The 18,987-nt window shown below is 37.6% G+C and carries 19 protein-coding genes; 9 read left to right on the plus strand and 10 right to left on the minus strand.

The genetic code is table 11. From position 1 onward, the window contains the following. The first annotated feature begins 6 nt into the window (after nt 1-6). Entirely contained in the window at nt 7-1,833 is a 1,827-nt protein-coding gene (locus QNJ50_RS12540) for a polysaccharide deacetylase family protein (RefSeq protein ID WP_300635745.1), read from the plus strand. Between the two features lie 74 nt (nt 1,834-1,907). Here QNJ50_RS12540 and cobA read toward each other — a convergent pair whose 3' ends face one another. The 4 genes from cobA to QNJ50_RS12560 form a co-directional block, all read right to left on the minus strand. Beyond that, entirely contained in the window at nt 1,908-3,569 is a 1,662-nt protein-coding gene (gene cobA / locus QNJ50_RS12545) for a uroporphyrinogen-III C-methyltransferase (protein ID WP_300635747.1), read from the minus strand. 116 nt (nt 3,570-3,685) lie between these two features. Beyond that, nucleotides 3,686-3,988: an MGMT family protein gene (locus QNJ50_RS12550; protein WP_300635749.1), complete on the minus strand. Its 303-nt coding sequence runs from the start codon at nt 3,986-3,988 to the stop codon at nt 3,686-3,688. 91 nt (nt 3,989-4,079) lie between these two features. Further along, nucleotides 4,080-4,541 (minus strand): tetratricopeptide repeat protein, encoded by a 462-nt coding sequence (locus tag QNJ50_RS12555; RefSeq protein WP_300635796.1) that lies wholly within the window; start codon nt 4,539-4,541, stop codon nt 4,080-4,082. Between the two features lie 123 nt (nt 4,542-4,664). Beyond that, nucleotides 4,665-5,594 carry a homogentisate phytyltransferase gene (locus tag QNJ50_RS12560; protein WP_300635751.1) on the minus strand — a complete coding sequence of 310 codons (930 nt, stop codon included), beginning with the start codon at nt 5,592-5,594 and terminating at the stop codon, nt 4,665-4,667. Here QNJ50_RS12560 and QNJ50_RS12565 point away from each other — a divergent pair. Further along, nucleotides 5,574-5,759: a hypothetical protein gene (locus QNJ50_RS12565; protein ID WP_300635753.1), complete on the plus strand. Its 186-nt coding sequence runs from the start codon at nt 5,574-5,576 to the stop codon at nt 5,757-5,759. The genes QNJ50_RS12560 and QNJ50_RS12565 overlap by 21 nt on opposite strands. Here QNJ50_RS12565 and QNJ50_RS12570 read toward each other — a convergent pair. Further along, nucleotides 5,742-6,584, minus strand: a complete 843-nt coding sequence (locus tag QNJ50_RS12570) for a methyltransferase domain-containing protein (protein ID WP_300635755.1) — start codon at nt 6,582-6,584, stop codon at nt 5,742-5,744. The two genes, QNJ50_RS12565 and QNJ50_RS12570, sit on opposite strands and share 18 nt — an antisense overlap. A 146-nt stretch (nt 6,585-6,730) precedes the next feature. Here QNJ50_RS12570 and QNJ50_RS12575 point away from each other — a divergent pair, with 146 nt between their 5' ends. The 4 genes from QNJ50_RS12575 (at nt 6,731) to QNJ50_RS12590 (ending at nt 10,336) form a co-directional block, all read left to right on the plus strand. Further along, on the plus strand, nt 6,731-8,065 hold the full coding sequence (locus QNJ50_RS12575; protein ID WP_300635757.1) for a TrkH family potassium uptake protein: 1,335 nt from the start codon (nt 6,731-6,733) through the stop codon (nt 8,063-8,065). Nucleotides 8,066-8,123: 58 nt separating this feature from the next. Continuing rightward, complete coding sequence (locus tag QNJ50_RS12580; protein ID WP_300635759.1) at nt 8,124-8,372, plus strand: hypothetical protein; 249 nt, start codon at nt 8,124-8,126, stop codon at nt 8,370-8,372. Between the two features lie 204 nt (nt 8,373-8,576). Then, entirely contained in the window at nt 8,577-9,482 is a 906-nt protein-coding gene (locus QNJ50_RS12585) for an aspartoacylase (RefSeq protein ID WP_300635761.1), read from the plus strand. Between the two features lie 158 nt (nt 9,483-9,640). Further along, nucleotides 9,641-10,336, plus strand: coding sequence for a TrkA family potassium uptake protein (locus tag QNJ50_RS12590; protein WP_300635763.1), 696 nt, complete (start codon nt 9,641-9,643; stop codon nt 10,334-10,336). Nucleotides 10,337-10,603: 267 nt separating this feature from the next. On the opposite strand, the gene QNJ50_RS12595 is transcribed toward QNJ50_RS12590, so the two are convergent. From QNJ50_RS12595 to QNJ50_RS12615, 5 genes are all read right to left on the minus strand, one after another. Then, nucleotides 10,604-11,590: a GNAT family N-acetyltransferase gene (locus tag QNJ50_RS12595; RefSeq protein WP_300635765.1), complete on the minus strand. Its 987-nt coding sequence runs from the start codon at nt 11,588-11,590 to the stop codon at nt 10,604-10,606. A 135-nt stretch (nt 11,591-11,725) separates the two neighbouring features. Continuing rightward, the gene (locus QNJ50_RS12600; protein WP_300635767.1) at nt 11,726-12,172 is read right to left on the minus strand and encodes an NADAR family protein; all 447 of its coding nucleotides are present in this window, start codon (nt 12,170-12,172) and stop codon (nt 11,726-11,728) included. Between the two features lie 400 nt (nt 12,173-12,572). Further along, on the minus strand, nt 12,573-13,091 hold the full coding sequence (locus QNJ50_RS12605; protein WP_300635769.1) for an O-acetyl-ADP-ribose deacetylase: 519 nt from the start codon (nt 13,089-13,091) through the stop codon (nt 12,573-12,575). Between the two features lie 543 nt (nt 13,092-13,634). After that, entirely contained in the window at nt 13,635-14,024 is a 390-nt protein-coding gene (locus QNJ50_RS12610) for an alr0857 family protein (protein WP_300635771.1), read from the minus strand. 16 nt (nt 14,025-14,040) lie between these two features. Continuing rightward, entirely contained in the window at nt 14,041-14,565 is a 525-nt protein-coding gene (locus QNJ50_RS12615; RefSeq protein WP_300635772.1) for an HNH endonuclease, read from the minus strand. A gap of 440 nt (nt 14,566-15,005) precedes the next feature. On the opposite strand from QNJ50_RS12615, the gene QNJ50_RS12620 reads away from it, so the two are divergent. The 3 genes from QNJ50_RS12620 to QNJ50_RS12630 all read left to right on the plus strand — a co-directional run bounded on the left by QNJ50_RS12620 (nt 15,006) and on the right by QNJ50_RS12630 (nt 18,834). After that, nucleotides 15,006-15,341, plus strand: a complete 336-nt coding sequence (locus QNJ50_RS12620; RefSeq protein WP_027841734.1) for a hypothetical protein — start codon at nt 15,006-15,008, stop codon at nt 15,339-15,341. Nucleotides 15,342-16,169: 828 nt separating this feature from the next. Further along, nucleotides 16,170-18,245, plus strand: coding sequence for a GAF domain-containing protein (locus tag QNJ50_RS12625; protein WP_300635798.1), 2,076 nt, complete (start codon nt 16,170-16,172; stop codon nt 18,243-18,245). Continuing rightward, the gene (locus QNJ50_RS12630; protein WP_300635775.1) at nt 18,232-18,834 is read left to right on the plus strand and encodes an SRPBCC family protein; all 603 of its coding nucleotides are present in this window, start codon (nt 18,232-18,234) and stop codon (nt 18,832-18,834) included. The genes QNJ50_RS12625 and QNJ50_RS12630 overlap by 14 nt, the downstream gene beginning before the upstream one ends. The last annotated feature ends 153 nt before the right edge of the window (nt 18,835-18,987 follow it).

Raw genomic sequence — 18,987 nt, forward strand, 5'->3', positions numbered from 1 at the left:
AAAAACATGGTGCCTAAAAATAATAAATATCCCCGACCAAATAAGCGTTACAAATACGTTGCTTTCTTCGGTCTTACATTAATAGTTCCGGGTTTAGTTGTTCCTTTAAGTTTATTCATAAGTCGAATTGGTAATTTTTCTTTATCATTAAATGAATTAGAAGTACCCAAAGCGTTAAATGTTGATCATTATATTAAAAAGCCACTCACACTAGAGCATTTTTGTGATAAATACGAAACTATTGGGAGAAATTTTGAGCCTGAAAGCAATAAAACATCAGTAGCAGCAGAAATAACCTTCAAAAGTACTAATTACCCCGATACTCTGACTTTGACAGCTGCACCTTTCCCAAATATTCACGAGCGAGCGCAAAAAGCTAAAGTTTCGGTAGTTATGTATCACGACATTCTACCGAAGAAAGAAGTATTTTTTGATGTCACCCCTAAGGAATTGGAAGCGGATTTTGAGCTAATAAAATCCGAAGGATTAACACCCATCAGCTTGCATCAATTAGTTACTCATTTACGTACTGGAAACCCCCTACCAGAAAAACCGATTCTATTAACCTTTGATGATGGTTATGGAGGTCACTACGAGTATGTTTATCCCCTATTGCAAAAATATAATTATCCAGCTGTATTTTCTGTTTACACCAAAAATATGGGGATCGATACAGGTCGTTCCCATGTAACTTGGGAGCAACTAAGAGAAATGTCAAAGTCTCCATTAGTTACAATTTCCGGTCACAGTAAAACCCATCCTCAAGACTTGACAAAGATGTCTGATGAGGAACTCCAGCAAGAGATTGTAGAGTCTAAAAACATTCTGGAGAGGGAATTAGGGGAATCTATCGATTACTTTACTTATCCTGCTGGAAAGCACGACGACAGAGTAAAAGAGCTTGTCAAAGAAGCCGGATATGTAGCTGCATTAGCAATGGATGACAATAACGAAATATTTGCTGGTGAGTCTAAAGACTTATTTGCGATCGGTCGTTTCGGTCAGTCTAGTTTAGAAGAAGTTGTCAAGCAAGCTTCAGGTGGTCCATCATTACCAAAATGTGGTTTTGACTTCCAAGCAACAATCCGCAAAGAAAAAGTTAGGATTGGTAGAACTCCCCTAATCTTAATCTCTGGCGGTAAACCTGAAACTATTCATGCTGATACTCGCTATCAGGTTCCAGATATTATCAAGAATACAGGTGCTGTTGCTGCAGTTGATGGAGGATTTTTCTCTCTTAAATACCTCAATTCCAATGTGATGATTGGACCTGTTTTAAGCCAACGAGGTAAAGGTTTTATTCCTGGGAATCCGGGAGAAATTCCCAAATTAACAGGTCGTCCTCTAGTTTTGATTAACAACAAAATGGCAAAATTTGTGCCTTTTAATTCCGAGAAACACAACACCTTAAAAGGGATACAATCGGAACTAAATTCTGTTAATGATGCTTTTGTAGCTGCTGCTTGGTTAGTTAAAGATGGAGAACCTCAACCCAGAGAAACATTTGGTGACCTTTATGGTTTTGATGCAATACGTTTTCGGGCTTTTTGGGGTATTAATCAAAATGGACAACCAACTATTGGAGTCAGTGCAAAACCGATTGATTCAGTGAGACTAGGAAAAGTATTAGCTGAAGCTGGATTGCAAGAAGCAGTGATGTTAGATTCTGGTGCAAGTACTTCCTTGGCTTATGAAGGTGAATCTCTGGTTGGATATACTCCCCGTCCAGTTCCTCATGTGGTTGCTTTATTTCCACCCACTTCTGCTTCTTTAGAATCTTCGGATGTAAATGAAAATTCAAACAAGCAGTCAAAGCGATCAGATAAAGATTGAATTTGTATTACCTAGATCTAGATAGATAGTTGATTGAAGACGTAGCAATGCTACGTCTCTACAAGTTTTGATTGCTAGTTTTGCGAACAATTTGCGACCCATTCAATCAGTGCTTGATGTAACCCATCTAACGTATGTTCTTGTGCTTCCACATCAACCCGTCCAATTAATGAATGACAAGTTTTAGAGGTCTGCGGTCCAATAGAAGCAATACAAACTCCTTCTAAACAATGGGACAACAAAGATGATTTGGTATCTTCAGTATTTTCAGCAAATATTTTTTCTGCTAATTCATAGAAAAATGCTACGGTTTTAGAACTAGCAAAAGTAATCACATCTACCGCCCCACTTTGCAAAGCTAACTCAGCGGAAGGAGGAACACCTTGGGGACAACAAGATTGGTAAGCTGCAACTTCTAGTACTTGTGCACCCTGTGCAGTCAATCCCTTAACTAAAACTTCCCTACCACCGCTTTCGACTCTGGGGAATAAAATCTTTTTATCTGTTAGTGCTTCTGGAAAATGTTCTATTAAAGAATCAGCGATGAAATTTGGTGGAATAAAGTCTGGTTGTAAACAACGTTTTTTTAGGCTTCGAGCAGTTTTTTCTCCGACTACAGCAATTTTAGTATTAACCAGTGCGCGTATATCCTTACCCCGTGCGATCAATCTCTCAAAGAAATAATCCACGCAATTAACAGAAGTCAAAATTAACCAATGGAAATCAGCTAAATTTGCGATCGCATTATCTAAAGCCTCCCAGCTAGAAGGTGGAGCAATTTCCAATGCTGGCATTTCAATAACATTAGCACCTGATGTACTTAAAAGTTTTTTAAATTCACTTGACTGTCCAGTGGCACGGGTCACTAGAATTGTTTTACCATTAAGGGGAAGCTGCAAATTTTTAGAAGCAACAGCTTGTGAATGGGTAGATCGAGATTTTTCTGTTTCATGAATAGCCATTTTCTTCGAGTGCAATGCTCGCTTAAGTGGATTCCTTAGATACATAGTCTCAAATTCTAGAAACGAGCGTAACCCCACGACCTCACCAATAACAACCACTGTTGGTGAGAGATTTATCCCGGATACTTTTTTCAGAATAGTTTCTAAGGTTCCCATCCACACTTCTTGTTGTGCTGTTGCAGCCCAACGAATAATAGCAATTGGTGTATTTTGCGATCGCCCATGTTGTTGTAGTCGCTTCACTATTTCAGCAATATTGCGTCCACCCATCAAAATAACTAATGTGTCTATTTTTGAGAGTGCTTCCCATTCAAGGTTATTTGGTTCATGACCGCTGAATACAGCAAAACAGCGGCTGAGAACTTTATCAGTGAGAGGAATCCCTGTCAATAAAGGTGCAGCTAAAGCCGAAGATATTCCAGGTACGACTTCAAATTCACAATCTTCTTTGCGCAAAGCATTAATTTCAACTGCGCTGCGTCCAAAAATAAATGGATCTCCTGACTTCAGTCGAACGACTTGTTTACCTTCTTGGCAATACTTAACTAATATTTGATTAATTATATTTTGGGGAGTACTGGGTTTTCCACCGCGTTTACCTACGTCTAACTTCAAGCAATTATTTGCTACTAAGTCCAGTAAACTAGCATCCACAAGGGCATCATATACCAATACATCAGCATTACCTAAAAGCTGATAAGCCCTCAGACTTAGGTATTCTATACTTCCTGGACCAGCCCCAACAAGGTAAACCTTACCTTTTTTTTCTCCCATTCACCAATCACCAGTTATCAGTTATCAGTTAATGCGCTGTAGACACTAATATTTGTCAGTTAGCAGTTAACAATTACCAATTATCCATTAGCAATTACCCAATCCCCAATCCCCAACTACCACTTATACTTACTGAGGTTAATTTTGCTTTCTGCACTAAATTCAATACCTTCATTTTCAAGTAAATTTCGTTGCAGATAGTCCATACCTCGACGCAGTGGAGAATAGGAAATTTCACCTTTAGCATTGATTACCCGATGCCAAGGAATATCTGAATCTTTATCAATTTGATAAAGAGCATAACCTACCAAGCGTGCCTTACCATAGAGTTCAGCTAAATCAGCAACAGTACCATAAGTAGTTACTTTTCCCTTAGGAATCTGGCGCACTACTTCATATATCCGATCATATGTAGACATTGTTGTCAGTTGTCAGTTAACAGTTAACTATTACCAATTATCCATTACCAATTACCTAATCCCTAGTCGCCAGTCGCTAGTCGCCAATCTCCTACTTCTGACTAATTTTCTGCAATAATTCTTCAACTTTCTTAGCTTTTACTGGTTGGCGTTGTGCTTGTAATAATTCTTGGGCTTTTTTGAGATTAGTAATTGCTTCTTCTTTTTTTTCTTCTTCCATGAAAGCATTACTCAAACGCAAATAAGCTTCGGCTTTTTTCGGCGCGCGACTAATAATTTCTTTAAATTCAGTAATAGCTTCTGCAACCTTACCTTGTTTCATCAAGCTATCACCTAAGAATAGGTGAACAACATCATTTGTTGAATTAATTGCAATTACTTTACGAAATGCAGCTTCCGCAGCTTTATAATCTTGTTGCTGATATAAATCTATGCCTTTTTGAAAGCGGTTGGAGGTGATTAAAGTCTTAACGGCAAAGTAAATTAAGAGAACTATACTAGCTGCAACTACAGCAATCGCAAAAATATTATTTGATTGTAAATTTTCTAGCATCATTTTCAATTATTACATTTTGATAGTGAGGATAAAAAATTTTATTCCCCCAAAATTTAGGAATTCAAAAATTAAATTAATCACAAATCACTATTGAACATAGCTACTAACAAGTTAGTCAGTCTAAGCCAAAAGACATGCAAAAGGGAAAATCAAATATTCAACAAAGAATAACTTCCAAATAAATTGGTAGTAACTAGTTGTATCAATTTTGTCTTGCAAATCCAGGTCTCTACTTTTAAACCACATTAAAATCAGCGCAGCTAAATGGGAAAACATTAAAAAGGAAGAGTTAACAAACTCAAGATCCAAAAACCCAACTAAAATTATGCCGACATAAGAGACACTTAAAACCCAACGTGCCAAATTAAAAACAGTTTCTTTTCCTAATTGAATAGTAAAAGTAGTGATATTGTACTCAATATCGCCATCAACATCAGGGATATCTTTAAAAATAGCGATCGCAAAGGTAAAAACTAGGATAAACCAAGTTAGCGCCCAAACTGGTGGTGGAATGATTTGTGATTGTTTAAATACCCAACTAAAGTGCAGAAATAAACCCAAGTTTACAATGGTTCCTCGCACTGAGAAAATACATAATGCAGCGAAAAAAGGATAACGCTTCAAGCGAATAGGTGGTAAAGAATAAGCGGTACCAATTGCCAAACTAATAAATACCATTCCCAGCAGAAATGGACTGAGAGACCAAGCAAGAAGCAGAGATAAAATACCTGTAGTTATAACAATTATCCTACCTGTACGCAGTGAGAATTCTCCCGAAGCAAGTGGTAAATGTGGTTTGTTAATTCTATCAATTGCCACATCTTCAAGCTGATTCAATCCGACAATATAAATATTTCCAAGCAAACAAGAAATCCAAGTACCAAAAAACACTCCTAACTTTAATTCAGAATCTGGCACTAAAGAAATTACTATCAAATATATGCCTAATACGCTTAAGGTTGTACCAATAATCGTATGTGGGCGGGAAAATTTCCACAAAGAATAAAACCAATTACTTTGAGGTCTTAATTGTCTGGTTATTTGACTCATGATTTGGGGATTGGGGATTGGGGATTGGGAATTGGGGAAAGTGTGGGGAGTGTGGGAAGTGTGGGGAGTGTGGAGAGTGTGGGAGGATGGGGAAGACCAAATTACCAATTACTCATTACCCATTACTTATTACTTGTTACTCATTACTCACTTCGTCCCAGATAACAAACCAAAGCGAATTAACCCACTTTTGTAACCTTCGCTCATTAAACCTAAAGACAAAGCAGCTTGTATCGTGTCCCAACCAGATGTCAACAAACCGAAAATTGCTTTGGGATTGAATGCCGATAAGATTACCAGATCCCAAAATGGCGCTACAGCTTGCGACCAATCAGCAGTACGAATATTGTTTAAAGAAATATTCTGAGCGATCGCTTCATATTCTGGTAAAGAAATCACGTAAGGTAAGTGATAAACCCGATAAATTTCAGCTAAATGTTTTTCCTCTTGTGCTGTTAGGGGTAAACTATCCGTAGGTCGATGACACCAAGTCACTACGATAAGTTTTCCACCAGGTTTGAGCACGCGATGGCATTCTTGGATAAACTTGGTTTTATTTGGCATATGTTCGCCACTTTCAAGTGACCACACCAAGTCATAAGAATTATCTGCAAATGGCATCTCTTGTGCATCTGCAACTTGAAAATTTGTTCTAGCAGCAAAACCTAGTTCGCGAGCGCGTTGGTTTGCTCGTTTCGCTTGTACCGGACTCAAAGTAATACCCGTCGCCTCAGCACCTAATCTTGCTGACAAGTATAAACTGCTACCTCCTATCCCACAACCCACATCTAAAATATTTTTTGCTTGTTCCACCCCTGACCAACTAAGTATTTCCTCAATCAGGTCTATTTGTGCCTGTTTTCGGTCTTTTTCCTCTTTACCATCTACACCATAGAAACCATGATGCATATGTTCGCCCCAAGTTTCTTCCCATAATGAAGAAGAAGCATCGTAAAATTGCTGAATTCGTTGGTATATTGTTGCACTCATGAAGCAAGCAGTGTTAAGAAAAGTCAGAATTTAAATCTACATAAAGTTAGGCTACCATGTGTTTTTATTTGAATTAGGGTGTTTTTCTCCGTCGGGATAGTACCAACTAAATCATCCTACGTAATCATTTGTTTTCATATTTTTACATGACTGTTTCTCGTACAATTTGTTTGGGTTTTCTGACAGTTATTGCTGTTGGGACTATCTTGTTGATGATGCCTTTTTCTACTAGCAATGGTGCTTGGAATAACCCAATTGTTGCTTTATTCACTGCAACTTCGGCTGTTTGCGTTACCGGCTTAGCTGTGGTGGATACCGGTACATATTTTTCATTTTGGGGTCAATTATTTATTCTATTGCTAGCTCAGATTGGTGGTTTGGGTTATATGACCACTACGACCTTTCTAATTCTGCTAACTGGACGTAGATTTGACCTCAGACAGAAAATGGCTATTCAGCAAGCTTTAGACCGTAGAGGGATGCAAGGTAGCGCCAAAATCATTCGTTCAATTATTGCTACTACCTTAATTTTTGAGATTACAGGCATATTATTACTACTTTGGGGATTCGTACCCGAACATGGATGGGGTAAGGGACTATGGCTAGCTATTTTTCATAGCGTTAGTGCTTGGAATAATGCTGGTTTTAGCCTGTTTGCTGATAGCTTGTCGGGATATCAGTCGTCAAAACTAGTGATATTTACTATTAGTGGGTTAATTATTTTTGGCGGTATTGGTTATCAAGTAATTTTAGAAACTTTTGTTTGGTTGCGCGATCGATTTCAGGGAAGAAAAGAAAATCAAATTTTTTCTTTAGATTTTAAAGTAGCTATTAGCACCACTATATTTTTGTTGGTAGTTGGAACTATTGCATTTTTTGGTGTGGAGTTAAGAAATATCGAAACATTAAAAAGCTTAAATTTTGACGGACAATTCTTAGCAGCTTTGTTTCAATCAGTGACCACTAGAACTGCTGGTTTTAACAGTATTGATATTGGTAGCATGACTAATACCGGGTTATTTATCACAATAGCTTTTATGTTTATTGGTGCATGTCCTGGTGGTACTGGTGGGGGAATGAAAACCACAACTTTGAGAGTTTTAACAAGTTGTACCAAAACCATTTTGCAGGGGAAAGAAGAGGTTTTGTTGTACAAACGCAGAATACCAATTCCTTTAGTTCTCAAAGCCATTGGTGTTTTGGTTGGCTCGGTCGCAACTGTGATTGCTGTTACTACTTTTATTTCCCTTACTGATTCCAGTTTGTCATTTTTAGAAATCTTCTTTGAAGTAGTATCTGCTTTTGCTACAGTTGGTCTCTCAACTGGTATCACTGCTGCTTTATCAATTCCAGCTAAGTTGATTTTAGTTGTCACTATGTATATTGGTAGGGTTGGGGTACTGTTATTAATGTCTGCGATTCTGGGCGATCCCCGACCTACTAGTATTCACTATCCTGAGGAAAATTTACTTGTGGGATAGATATAGCGCTACGCGCAAGTAAAAATTCATTAGCGCCTAGCGGAGCGTACCGTAGGTAATGACCTTGCGGTCACACTACGTTAATGCGTGTCCGCAGGACATAAGTAAAAAGCTTACTATATATCGATCAGGACTTTCCCACGGACAACATAAATACGGTCATTGCGACGATAGGTTAGCAAAACATTTCCGTAAGGAAATAGCATTCACCGTAGGTGCGGTTCATCCCAAACCATTGGAAGTTGGTAACGAATGCGTAAGTCCCATAGATCTTATGATTTATAAATCTCCTAACCTAACGATGTAGTGCTATATAGGTTTTAGTACATCTATGAAGAACAGCATTTACCAATGTCCTAACGTAATTAGGGCTTGCTGAATAAAACTGAAACATATAACAGACAAGGTTTTTAAGCTAAAGACCTGAGAAGATAGTTTTTAGAGGGAACAAGAATTAAAGGTTCTTCAAAAAGATTAAAAAATTCTCTCAAACAAAGGAGAAATATATTTTATGAGTGCAAATCACATCAGACGACTTGCAATCATTGGTGGAACTCACGGTAATGAATTTACAGGAGCTTATTTAGTAAAAAAGTTGAAAAGTTTTCCCGACTTAGTAAAACGCTCTAGTTTTGAAACCATAACTCTACTAGCAAACCCCAAAGCATTTGCAGTAGCAAGACGTTATGTAGATCGGGACTTAAACCGTTGTTTTTCTATTAAAGACCTTAGAAATCCCCAGTGTTCCAGTTACGAAGACAAACAAGCCAAGGTGATTCATCAAGTATTAGCCGCAGAAGAAAATTCTAAAGTTGATGCGATTTTCGATCTGCATAGTACCACCGCTAATATGGGATTGACCATTATTCCAGTTAGCGATCGCCCATTCAATCTACAATTAGCAGCTTATTTAAGCAGTATCGATCCAACAATTAAAGTTTACCAATGGCAGCAAAGTCACGATCGCTGCTTTTTGCGATCGAGATTTGAATTGGGATTAACTATTGAAGTTGGACCAATTGCTCAAGGAGTATTGAATGCATGGTTTTTTGAGCAAACAGAAAAACTACTGTGTATGATTCTCGACTACATCGACGCTTATAACCGAGGTCGAGCACCAACAGCACCTTCCCAACTAACCATTTATCGATGTACCGAGATCGTTGACTATCCACGAGATGAAGAGGGGATACAAGCAATGATTCATCCACGATTACAATTTAAAGATTATGCACCTCTTAATCCTGGCGACCCACTGTTTCTAAACTTTGAAGGAAAAACTATTTTTTATGAAGGTGAATCAACAGTTTATCCAGTTTTTATTAATGAAGCTGCTTATTATGAAAAAGGTATTGCCGTATGTTTAACTAAAAAAGAACAAATTCCTATAAAATCCTTCACTCAAGTTGAAAAGTAGTTTTAGTATGAAGCATAGTTTAACTAGTGCAATTAAAGTTAGAGTTATTTAAACTAGATATTATCGGGCTCAATCAACAATGAAATCAACAACTGATTTTAAATGTCCGATTTTGTGCCTTTAATCTAAACAGCAATAATTAAGTAAGGAACTATAGAGTGAGTCTGTCATCATTTGCGTTTTTTCGCGGCTTGCGTAAAGACAATCAGCAATTTGCTGTAATTGGATTGGGTCGTTTTGGTCGTTCTGTTTGTTCCAGTCTACATAAGATGGGCTACCAAGTACTAGCCACTGATGTAGATGAAAAGCAGGTTGCAAAAGCCCTGACAGACGAAATTACTGGTCATGCTTTACAATTAGATTCTACAGAAGCCAGTGCTTTAGAAGAAGCAGGAATTTTCGAATTTGATACGGTAATAATTGCCATTGGTAATTACATCCAAGAAAGCATCATTACTACTCTTAATTTAAAGGAAGGCGGAGTATCCCGGGTAATAGCCAAAGCTTCTAGTGAAGTCCACAGCAAATTATTGCGCCGAGTCGGTGCGGATCATGTTGTTTTCCCTGAAGATGAAGCAGGTTGCGCTCTAGCAAGAACACTGACTAAACCATCAATTCTGGATAGATTTGAACTCGATCCAGATAACAGCATTATTGAATGTATTGTTCCCGAAGATTTTCATCATAAAACTATTGCTGAATTGCAACTTCGTAATCGTTACGGTATAAACGTGATTGCAGTCAGCCATGATGGTAAATTTCAAATCAATCCGGAACCAAGTCAACGTCTAGAAGCAGGTACAGCAATTGTTGTGATTGGCTGCAATCAAGATATTAACCGTTTGCCGATTTAATTGATGGGTGATAGGTAATTGGTAATTGGTAATAGATAATTGCTTATTAGGCGGATAACAACCATTTATAGCACTACGTGTTTAGTTTATGACATTGGTGTTAGACGCAGCGCGTTCTCAGGCTGTTCTGTTTGTCCTACGGACACGTTACACTAATGTCGTAGACGCGGTCAGTATACTTTTGTTAGCACCTAGCGACAGCGTACCGTAGGTCATATTTTGACTTTTGACTTTTTACTTGCGCGTAGCGCCATAACTGAACTTGAATCAAACATCTTCATAGGAAACATCTTTTACAAAACAAAGAGTTGTATAAATTTTTTTGAACCCTATGGATTCGTATAATTTCAATGCACCATTAGGATTATCTGCATCTACACCCAATTTTGCAACATTCATCCCAGCAGCTTTTAGTTGGTGTAAATTCCTCAATAAAATAGCTTTTCCCAATCCAATGCGACGAAATTCACGCCGTGTTGCTAAAATACTAATCCACCCTTCTTTATATTCTTTATGTAAATTGTCTTCTGGAAAGATTTCACCATAACAGCAGGCAGCAAATCTACCATTAGAATCAACTGCAATCAAGTCTAAGTCAGATCTATAGTTTTCACTCTTAAGCCAGTGCTGTAAGTCTTCCAATGTTACATCATGATGATTCCAGTGGTCTTGAAAAGAATCATTGAATAGCTCTATCCACTTAAGTACATCTTGCTCTGGGTTCGTTGGACGCCAAGTAAAACCTTCCGGGAAATCTGGTTGGGGAATTTGCTCAGATAACGATCGCTCCATCCGTAAAAAGTAGCGATCAATAGTAAAGCCGTGATTTTTTAAAATCGCAATTCGTTCAGAAAAAGAATCTCGACAGCGAGAACGCAGCTTAACTTCAAAACCACGCTCTTGTCTTACCTGACGCATTCTTGATTCACCCCACCGAATAATCTCAGACTGGAGAGTATAGTTTCTAAGGTTAGGATGAACGTAAATAGATAAATAACCATCAATAACATCACTTGGTTCAGTTATCCATAAAGAACCGAAACCAACAAGCTTGTTATCAATGTTTTCCCATAAACATATATCGCTTTTTTGGTTGAAACTAGGAGTATTGAAATCATTTCTTAGTTCAGAAACTGATGTTTTTTGATCTAACTGATAAGTCGTATCACAAACATTAATTAGATTAGCGATCGCTTCTAAATCTACTTCCCCTACATAAGGACGCATATTTATATTATTAGTATTATTTCCCATAAGACATATACGAATAAAAAACTAACCATTAACAATTACCAATTACCCATTACCAATTACCATATGACACTTACGCGTCACGCTTCGCTAACACTGCACCAGCAGTGCGGGCGTATACCAATTACCAAAACAAACTTATTGCATTCGCAAAATGTTACGCACCTTCATCAAAATTTCTCCTAATTTATTTTTTCCACTACCGTCAGCACCACAGCCCCAGTAATAATCACTTCGTGCATTTTCAATAATTAACTCATCACTAGTAGCAAGCAAAATTTCTTGAATATCGGGATGATTTTGAAACTTACACAATACTGCTTGATACATAATTTCATCTTTCACACTTTCCCAATCAGTGCGTAGTGGGTGCTGGCGAGAACGTCCCATATTTGCAGCATCTTTTGGAGTTGTGACATCTCGTATTTTGTCAAACCAAAGGTGATCGGTTTCGACAAATTTTTGGGCTTGAAAATAATGTTCGCTAGTTATCCACCAATCTCCATCTAGCTTAAAACCATGTTGAGAAAAATTAGAAAAACAACCATAAGGCTTTTCACGAGCACTATAAAAATAAATTGTCATAATATTGCTCTGTTAAATATTTAGATATTTTCAAAAAAAAAGACATCGTAGTAGACTGACACGCCTAAAATGATGCAATAGATTTGTCCTAAAATTTATTTCAATTAATGATTTTTGGATTTTGCTAATGCACTATTTTAGCTGTGTCAGTCCAGTAGGGTGTGTTAGGCGCGCAAATAATATTTTTCTAAGGTTACTTTTCATCACCGCGCCGTAACGCACCGCCACATAAGATTAATGTATAAAGATGTGTTAAGCACTTAAGAGAATATATATTTTTTAGATTAAATTTAATGTCCAGTCGTAACACACCATAATTGCAACATATATTTTGATGTAATTTGATATCAAAAATTATTTACTTAAAAAATCATCTTTTAAATATTGTCAAACTTATTTATTAAAAACCTAATTTTTGCCGAGCATTGAGATAAATTTGATAAACGGAATCATTAAAGCTAACAAATATGATTTTTTCTAAATCATCATTGCCCTGAATAAAATTCAAAGTTGACTCAAGGGCAATATTACAAGCTTTTTGAAGTGGATACTCATAAACACCACAACTAATAGCAGGAAAAGCAATACTTTTGATTTGATTTTCAACTGCTAATTGCAAACAGGAAAAATAACAAGAAGCTAATAATTCTGGTTCATTCTGTGTCCCACCTTGCCAAATTGGACCGACAGTATGAATGACGTATTTTGCTGGTAATTGATATCCCTTAGTAATTTTTGCTTCTCCTGTAGGACAACCATTTAGCAAACGACATTCTTCTAGTAAATCAGGTCCTGCAGCACGATGAATTGCTCCATCCACACCGCCACCTCCAAGAAGAGAATTATTCGCAGCATTAACTATCGCTTCTACTTCAAGGGTAGTAATATCTGCTCGAATTATCTCAATTTGAGTTGTCATATCATCACCAAAAGCATTGACGTTCTAAGTAATAAATCGATTGTATTTTATTCACATATTCAGGTATTTTGTTGTTTATATTCCTCCTTAATTCGGATTTTTCTTGAGAAATATTGATATTTTTTACTTGTTTATTCTGGTTTTGGAAAGCTTTGAATTGAAAATTTCCAACAGAGATATCTAACTTGAAGGTTAAGTGAACTCTCAGCATTTTCTCTTTAACCTATTTTTTCCTGCATCCCTCTTATCTACATTATACTACAACTGTATTACAGAAGAAATTATTTTACTTTTAATAATTAATTTTTAATAAATTCTTTTTAGTAATTCATTTTAGTTATCAGTTTATGATCCTAACGAGCTAAATTTAATAATCACCAATTACCACTAAGAACGCGCGCAAAGCGCGAAGCGGCGGCAGGCGGCAGGCAGGCACGCACGCAGTGCTTATGGCTCTTAGCGGAGCGTGACGCCAGTCATACGCCACGCTTCCGCTAACGCCAAAAAACTAATGGGTCGCAAAAAAGCAAACCCACTAGCTTCTTAATCACTCATAACCGATGCACAACTCTGTGCTTCCAACCATAGTTTGTGGAGGAAAAATTCAGTGCGATCGTTAATTGCAGTTACAAATAAACCATTTGCATCTTCACAGCCATCTGATAACCAAGCACCCTTGAGACTTACTTCTACACATTCAGAATCACAGACACAGAAACTGAAAACTTCCCTATCTTCGCGTTTGGCTTCGGCTTGAAGTGTTTCCAGTCCCAAGACATCAACAGGAAGCAAAAAAGATGCAGTACTTGGTTCCACGCATAGAGGTTGACAAACTCGCAGCGCTAAAATCACTCTAGACTGTACCCAATCCTCCAAAGACTGAGTGAGGTATTCAAGGTGAAAGTTAGTTTCCATATAAGTTAATTTCAGCATTCCTCATGCTCTCCTGTTATTCCAGGTTTGCTTCTTGCGCAACGCTCTTCCAAAATTCTTCAGCAAACAAAATTGCTGGGTGGATTGGAGCCTTGGGCTTTGTGCGTAAATTCATCCCCATCTCTCGGGGACTCTTGTCTCCTTTGCGGAAATTGCACCTTTCGCAAGCAGTAACAACGTTATCCCAAGTATGTTGACCGCCTCTAGAACGAGGGATGACATGGTCTAATGTTAGGTTTTTAACGCTACTGCAATATTGGCAACTATGGTGGTCTCGCCGCAGTACTTCTCGGCGATTAACGGAGGGAACTTTCCATATCCGTTCGCCAGAAGAAGTTTTTAGACGGATTTGTCTGGGTACGTAAAGAACTAAGCTTGGTGAATGAAATCGCCATCCTTTTTCTGTTGTTAATTCGATGGGTTCTGCTTTGTTTGTAACAAGCAGTACAACTGCTCGCTTAATGTTTATACGAGACAATGGTAGGTAATTTTGAGAAAATACCACCACAGATTGCTCTAAGATTTGTCTTGCGCTTGTCACAGCTTGACTCCTCATAAATAAACCCCCGCTTCAAACATGGTCGGAAGCGGGGGCTTGGAATTGACTTTCAGTCTTTTAGTCCTTCATTGGTACAGTATTTCTCGACCTGTACCTCCCGCGTTTTCGTTCTCGTTGGGGTGCTAAATCTCGCCCACGAATTTTTGTATATATAAAATTGGTATATTCACGATCTTTGTTAAATTCTGCAATTAACCGCCTTTTCAGGCTATTTACGCCCACACATAAAAACTCCACTCCCATTGCGCCTGATTCCCGACTGTAAATGCCGTGGGAATAATGCGAGGAAGTAGAGATGGGCTGAGTTAATATCACAGAAAATTTCACCTATATAAGAATTGTTTGTTTGATCCTTTCTTTAAAGATACTACACTTGTATTACTATCCTGTCTATAGTTTTGTACATAAAAGGAGCAAAAATCATGCATACAATTACTCGCACTCCCACCACCGACATGGAAGTTACTAGCATTCGCTTGGAGCGAGAACTCAAGGATAAACTTAAAGAACTTGCGGGCAATCAGGGATATCAAGCCCTGATCAGAAATATTCTGTGGAATTATGTTCAGCAAAAATCGGGAGATTGGAAGCCGCGATTTTCCAAAACTGATATTAGAGCCAGTATCGCTGCAACCGCTCAACAAGAAGAACGTTGTGTTCTCACTGGTCATTTAATTCAACCCCAACAACCAATGCTTTTAGGATTAACAAGAAATGGCGATATGGTACCTTTGAGTGTTGAGAGTTTAGCCGGATAACTATATAGTTCGGCAAAGTGCAGCCCAGCCACATTTAAGATTTCAATCTTGGGATGGTTGGGCTGCTATTGCAACAAGAATTTGTAGTTATAGGAATTTTTTGGCAGTTTCTGATTTGAATGTAAAATATTTTAATCAAAAAACTTATAGCAATAATTAGTTTTAATTATATTAATTTAAATTATGAGTTATTTTATTTGAGTATAAACCCTGTAGACTATTGCCAAATTAACCACAAAGGACTAAATTCCCACTTAAGATGTAATGAGACTTAAGAATATCAGGCTAAGCATTTGTTTTTAAGGGAAAAGTCAAAGAATACTGAGTAAATTCACTCAAATTCACCTTTGGGTAAATTTGGCAGTTTTGACTTTGAGGTGTTATCACATTTAATCATAATACTTAAGTAAAAATAAAACCAAAACTACAAGTATCACATTTTCTTTGAATTCATCAGTGTTAACGCGGATTCCTCTTGGCGTATATCGATCTGAATTATAGAGTATTTACGGTTTATGTAGATTTACTCAAAGGATATTCTGAATCAGAGTTAGGGAGTCGTGAATTCATTAATTCGTCTAACCTAATTTACATTCTTTCCTTGTAGCTTTTTAAATATAAACATGTGTTAGTACTTTTACTCAGTATGAGCCTGTTTATACAAAAATGTTAAAAATTATTCAGATTATGTAGTCAAATTATTTGGTCATCTGAAACATAAAAGAGCTATAACAAGTGAGAGATATTGCTCAGAAATATATGAGTTCATCAGGGTGCAGCCAAAGCGATCGAGGATTATGGAAATGCCAGGAGTTGGGAACAAATAAAATGGGGTCATTATCCAAGAGTGTACCAGGAAGAAAAAAGCGTTTATCGTCCTTGCCGCAATACTCTGATGAATTAGATATAGATCGACAACAAAAGTACCGGGTTAAGCTGATGCAGCATGAGCAATATGATGCCCACCAGTTAGCACAAAAAATTAATCAAAGTATTGCTAATAGCCCAACTCCAGAAGATATGCTGCAAGAGATTGCCGAGTTACTAGGCTTGGCTTTTAAAGTCGATTGTTGCTGCTTGGTTACAATTACTAATGGAAGTACGGGAGAGACAATTACAGCAAATTGGTGTGCCCCTAAAGACTTAGATTTACCACATGCAAATGAAATCCTATCCAGCGATCAATGGGAAAAACATGAGTTAGTATTTGCATCTGAGCCGCCAAAAATTGAAGATATTAATTCAATTAATAATACTTTGGCGATCGCTCACGGGCATTTACCCTTACCAATCAAGTCGGTGCTGGTAATTCCCACCAGATTTGGCGGAAAAATTGATGGCGTAGTCTTTCTGATTAAATCCCAGCCCTATGAGTGGAAAGATTCAGAAAAAGAACTACTCAGAGCGATTGAATCATCATGTGCGATCGCTTTTTCACAATTAGCACAAACCCAGTTGATTGCTTCCCAGAAAAAGTATGTGGAAACTTGTGCTCTTCATCAAAGTTTAATTCAGCAGTTAACAATTTTGAGTCGCAGCAACCTGGAGCTAAATCAAATGCTCCAATCTGCTATAGCAGCGACGGCTGAAGCATTGGAAGCAGATCGTGGTTTATTAATATCCTTAAAATATACTAATCCCTTGTTTCGCTGGAATCGTTCCAAGGAAGATATTCCTAAAGCCAAAGCGAGAATAGTGGGTAAATGGTCAAGAAATCTGGATAACATTGTAGTTGATCAATCGGAATCTGCCGAAGATGCTTCTTATTGGCTAAAAGACTGTGGTTTATCTCGGCGTGCTTTTTCTGATTCCAGTAAACCAGTAGTAATTAACAATAATTCCGACCGTCGTCGTGGTGATACATCCGGAATTGCACCAGTATTCGCATTGGATGCATTTCCAGCATTACTTTTAGTCCCTTTGGAAAGTCAAGGAAGAGTCCTAGGATTTATGGCGCTACAACAGTCCGTAGCTCGCTGTTGGAAGCCTGCTGAATTAAATATGGTGGAAATGGTATGCGCTCAATTAAGTAACGCGATCATCCAAAATCAAACTTTAAGACAGGTTCGAGCTTTAGTAGATGAGCGTACCGATAAGTTACAGGGTAGCTTAGAAGTTCAAGCCAAATTGTACGAAAGAACTCGCCAGTACGTAAAACAGCTAGCAGAACTCAACGAGCTTAAAGATGAATTTCTCAGCAATATGAGCGATCGTCTACGTTATCCTTTGACGAATATGCGGATGGCGTTGCGTAATCTACGTCAAAAGGGAATAGATCCCGAACGTCAAGCAAGATACTTAAATATTCTTGAAGAAGAATGTACTAAAGAAATTGACTTGATTAACGATCTGCTCACACTGCAAAAATTAGAAACTCATCAAGAGCGTCCCCAATTAGAAAGCATTGATTTAAATACTAAAATTCAAGATATTACAGAACGTTTTAAGAAAAAACTCTCAGATAAAGGATTAGAAATTTTATTTGAATTACCAGCAGATTCACTCGAACTCCAAACGGAAATAGAGAGTTTTGAGCGTATTCTTACTGAATTACTATCAAATGTTTGTAAATATTCCGAACCTGATACAAAAGTAGAATTGCAAGCAGAACACCAAATTTCTGACTCCACAGATAAAATATCCATTAAAATCATTAATGTTGGTAGGGGTATATCTCAAGAAGAAGCTACATATATTTTCGATAAATTCCGTCGGGGTAAAGGTCGGTGGACTCCCGGTACTGGTTTAGGATTGGCGTTGGTAAAATCTTATGTACAGCATCTTAATGGAACGATCGCTGTTGACAGTTCTGAAATTCCCAACTCCGAATTAAGCAAAATTTGTTTTACTTTGACTTTGCCACAATTTGCTGAGGAAACTGAACCACCAAATGAAAGTAACTGAAAAACATTACGCGCCTAAAAAAATCAATTTTTCCGCTTTTAGCAACAGCACAACAAATCAGGAGAATTTGACTGCAGACGCGGTTAATTCAGAAGCTGTTGATGTCAAAGTCGAAAAAATTTCTGAGCGACAACGACGCATTAGCGCTAAAATCCATATTCTCCGCCCAATAGAACAGGTCTGGAAAGTCCTTACAGATTATGAGGCTTTAACTCAGTTCGTCCCTAACCTTGTAAAAAGTCGCCTCTTACCACATCCTACAGGCGGCATTAGATTAGAACAAATAGGTTCTGGGCAATTATTACGGATGAATTTCTCGGCACGAGTTGTTCTCGATCTGGAAGAATATTTCCCCGACAAGATTTGCTTCGAGATGGTTGAAGGAGATTTCAAAGTTTTCTGCGGATATTGGCTGTTAGCACCGATTTATTTAGAGGGGGAAGTTGCAACAAGTCTGTGCTACACCATTGAAGTTTTACCCAGACTAACAATGCCAGTAGGATTAATTGAACGTCGAATGAGCGATGACTTACGTTCAAATTTGTTAGCTATTCGCCAACGGACAGAAAACTTGTTTAGCTACCCTTAGAATTTGCGATGAATTAGGTAGAGAAAATCAATACTTCTCTACCTTAAAGACCATCTTTATACTTGGTTTACAGATTTTTAATATCAATAAATATATCAAATATAACAAATAAATTAAGCTTATATTTTAGTCATTAGTAAACATATATCTAGG

Origin of the sequence: Mastigocoleus sp. MO_188.B34 (genome assembly GCF_030065675.1) — a bacterium.
In the GTDB taxonomy this organism is placed as follows: Bacteria; Cyanobacteriota; Cyanobacteriia; order Cyanobacteriales; family Nostocaceae; genus Mastigocoleus.

What these genes read in the sequence shown, in the direction of transcription:
- QNJ50_RS12540 (WP_300635745.1), top strand. Translation starts at nt 7, where the DNA reads ATGGTGCCTAAAAATAATAAATATCCCCGACCAAATAAGCGTTACAAA.
- cobA (WP_300635747.1), bottom strand. Translation starts at nt 3,569, where the DNA reads ATGGGAGAAAAAAAAGGTAAGGTTTACCTTGTTGGGGCTGGTCCAGGA.
- QNJ50_RS12550 (WP_300635749.1), bottom strand. Translation starts at nt 3,988, where the DNA reads ATGTCTACATATGATCGGATATATGAAGTAGTGCGCCAGATTCCTAAG.
- QNJ50_RS12555 (WP_300635796.1), bottom strand. Translation starts at nt 4,541, where the DNA reads ATGCTAGAAAATTTACAATCAAATAATATTTTTGCGATTGCTGTAGTT.
- QNJ50_RS12560 (WP_300635751.1), bottom strand. Translation starts at nt 5,594, where the DNA reads ATGAGTCAAATAACCAGACAATTAAGACCTCAAAGTAATTGGTTTTAT.
- QNJ50_RS12570 (WP_300635755.1), bottom strand. Translation starts at nt 6,584, where the DNA reads ATGAGTGCAACAATATACCAACGAATTCAGCAATTTTACGATGCTTCT.
- QNJ50_RS12575 (WP_300635757.1), top strand. Translation starts at nt 6,731, where the DNA reads ATGACTGTTTCTCGTACAATTTGTTTGGGTTTTCTGACAGTTATTGCT.
- QNJ50_RS12580 (WP_300635759.1), top strand. Translation starts at nt 8,124, where the DNA reads ATGACCTTGCGGTCACACTACGTTAATGCGTGTCCGCAGGACATAAGT.
- QNJ50_RS12585 (WP_300635761.1), top strand. Translation starts at nt 8,577, where the DNA reads ATGAGTGCAAATCACATCAGACGACTTGCAATCATTGGTGGAACTCAC.
- QNJ50_RS12595 (WP_300635765.1), bottom strand. Translation starts at nt 11,590, where the DNA reads ATGGGAAATAATACTAATAATATAAATATGCGTCCTTATGTAGGGGAA.
- QNJ50_RS12600 (WP_300635767.1), bottom strand. Translation starts at nt 12,172, where the DNA reads ATGACAATTTATTTTTATAGTGCTCGTGAAAAGCCTTATGGTTGTTTT.
- QNJ50_RS12605 (WP_300635769.1), bottom strand. Translation starts at nt 13,091, where the DNA reads ATGACAACTCAAATTGAGATAATTCGAGCAGATATTACTACCCTTGAA.
- QNJ50_RS12610 (WP_300635771.1), bottom strand. Translation starts at nt 14,024, where the DNA reads ATGCTGAAATTAACTTATATGGAAACTAACTTTCACCTTGAATACCTC.
- QNJ50_RS12620 (WP_027841734.1), top strand. Translation starts at nt 15,006, where the DNA reads ATGCATACAATTACTCGCACTCCCACCACCGACATGGAAGTTACTAGC.
- QNJ50_RS12625 (WP_300635798.1), top strand. Translation starts at nt 16,170, where the DNA reads ATGGGGTCATTATCCAAGAGTGTACCAGGAAGAAAAAAGCGTTTATCG.
- QNJ50_RS12630 (WP_300635775.1), top strand. Translation starts at nt 18,232, where the DNA reads ATGAAAGTAACTGAAAAACATTACGCGCCTAAAAAAATCAATTTTTCC.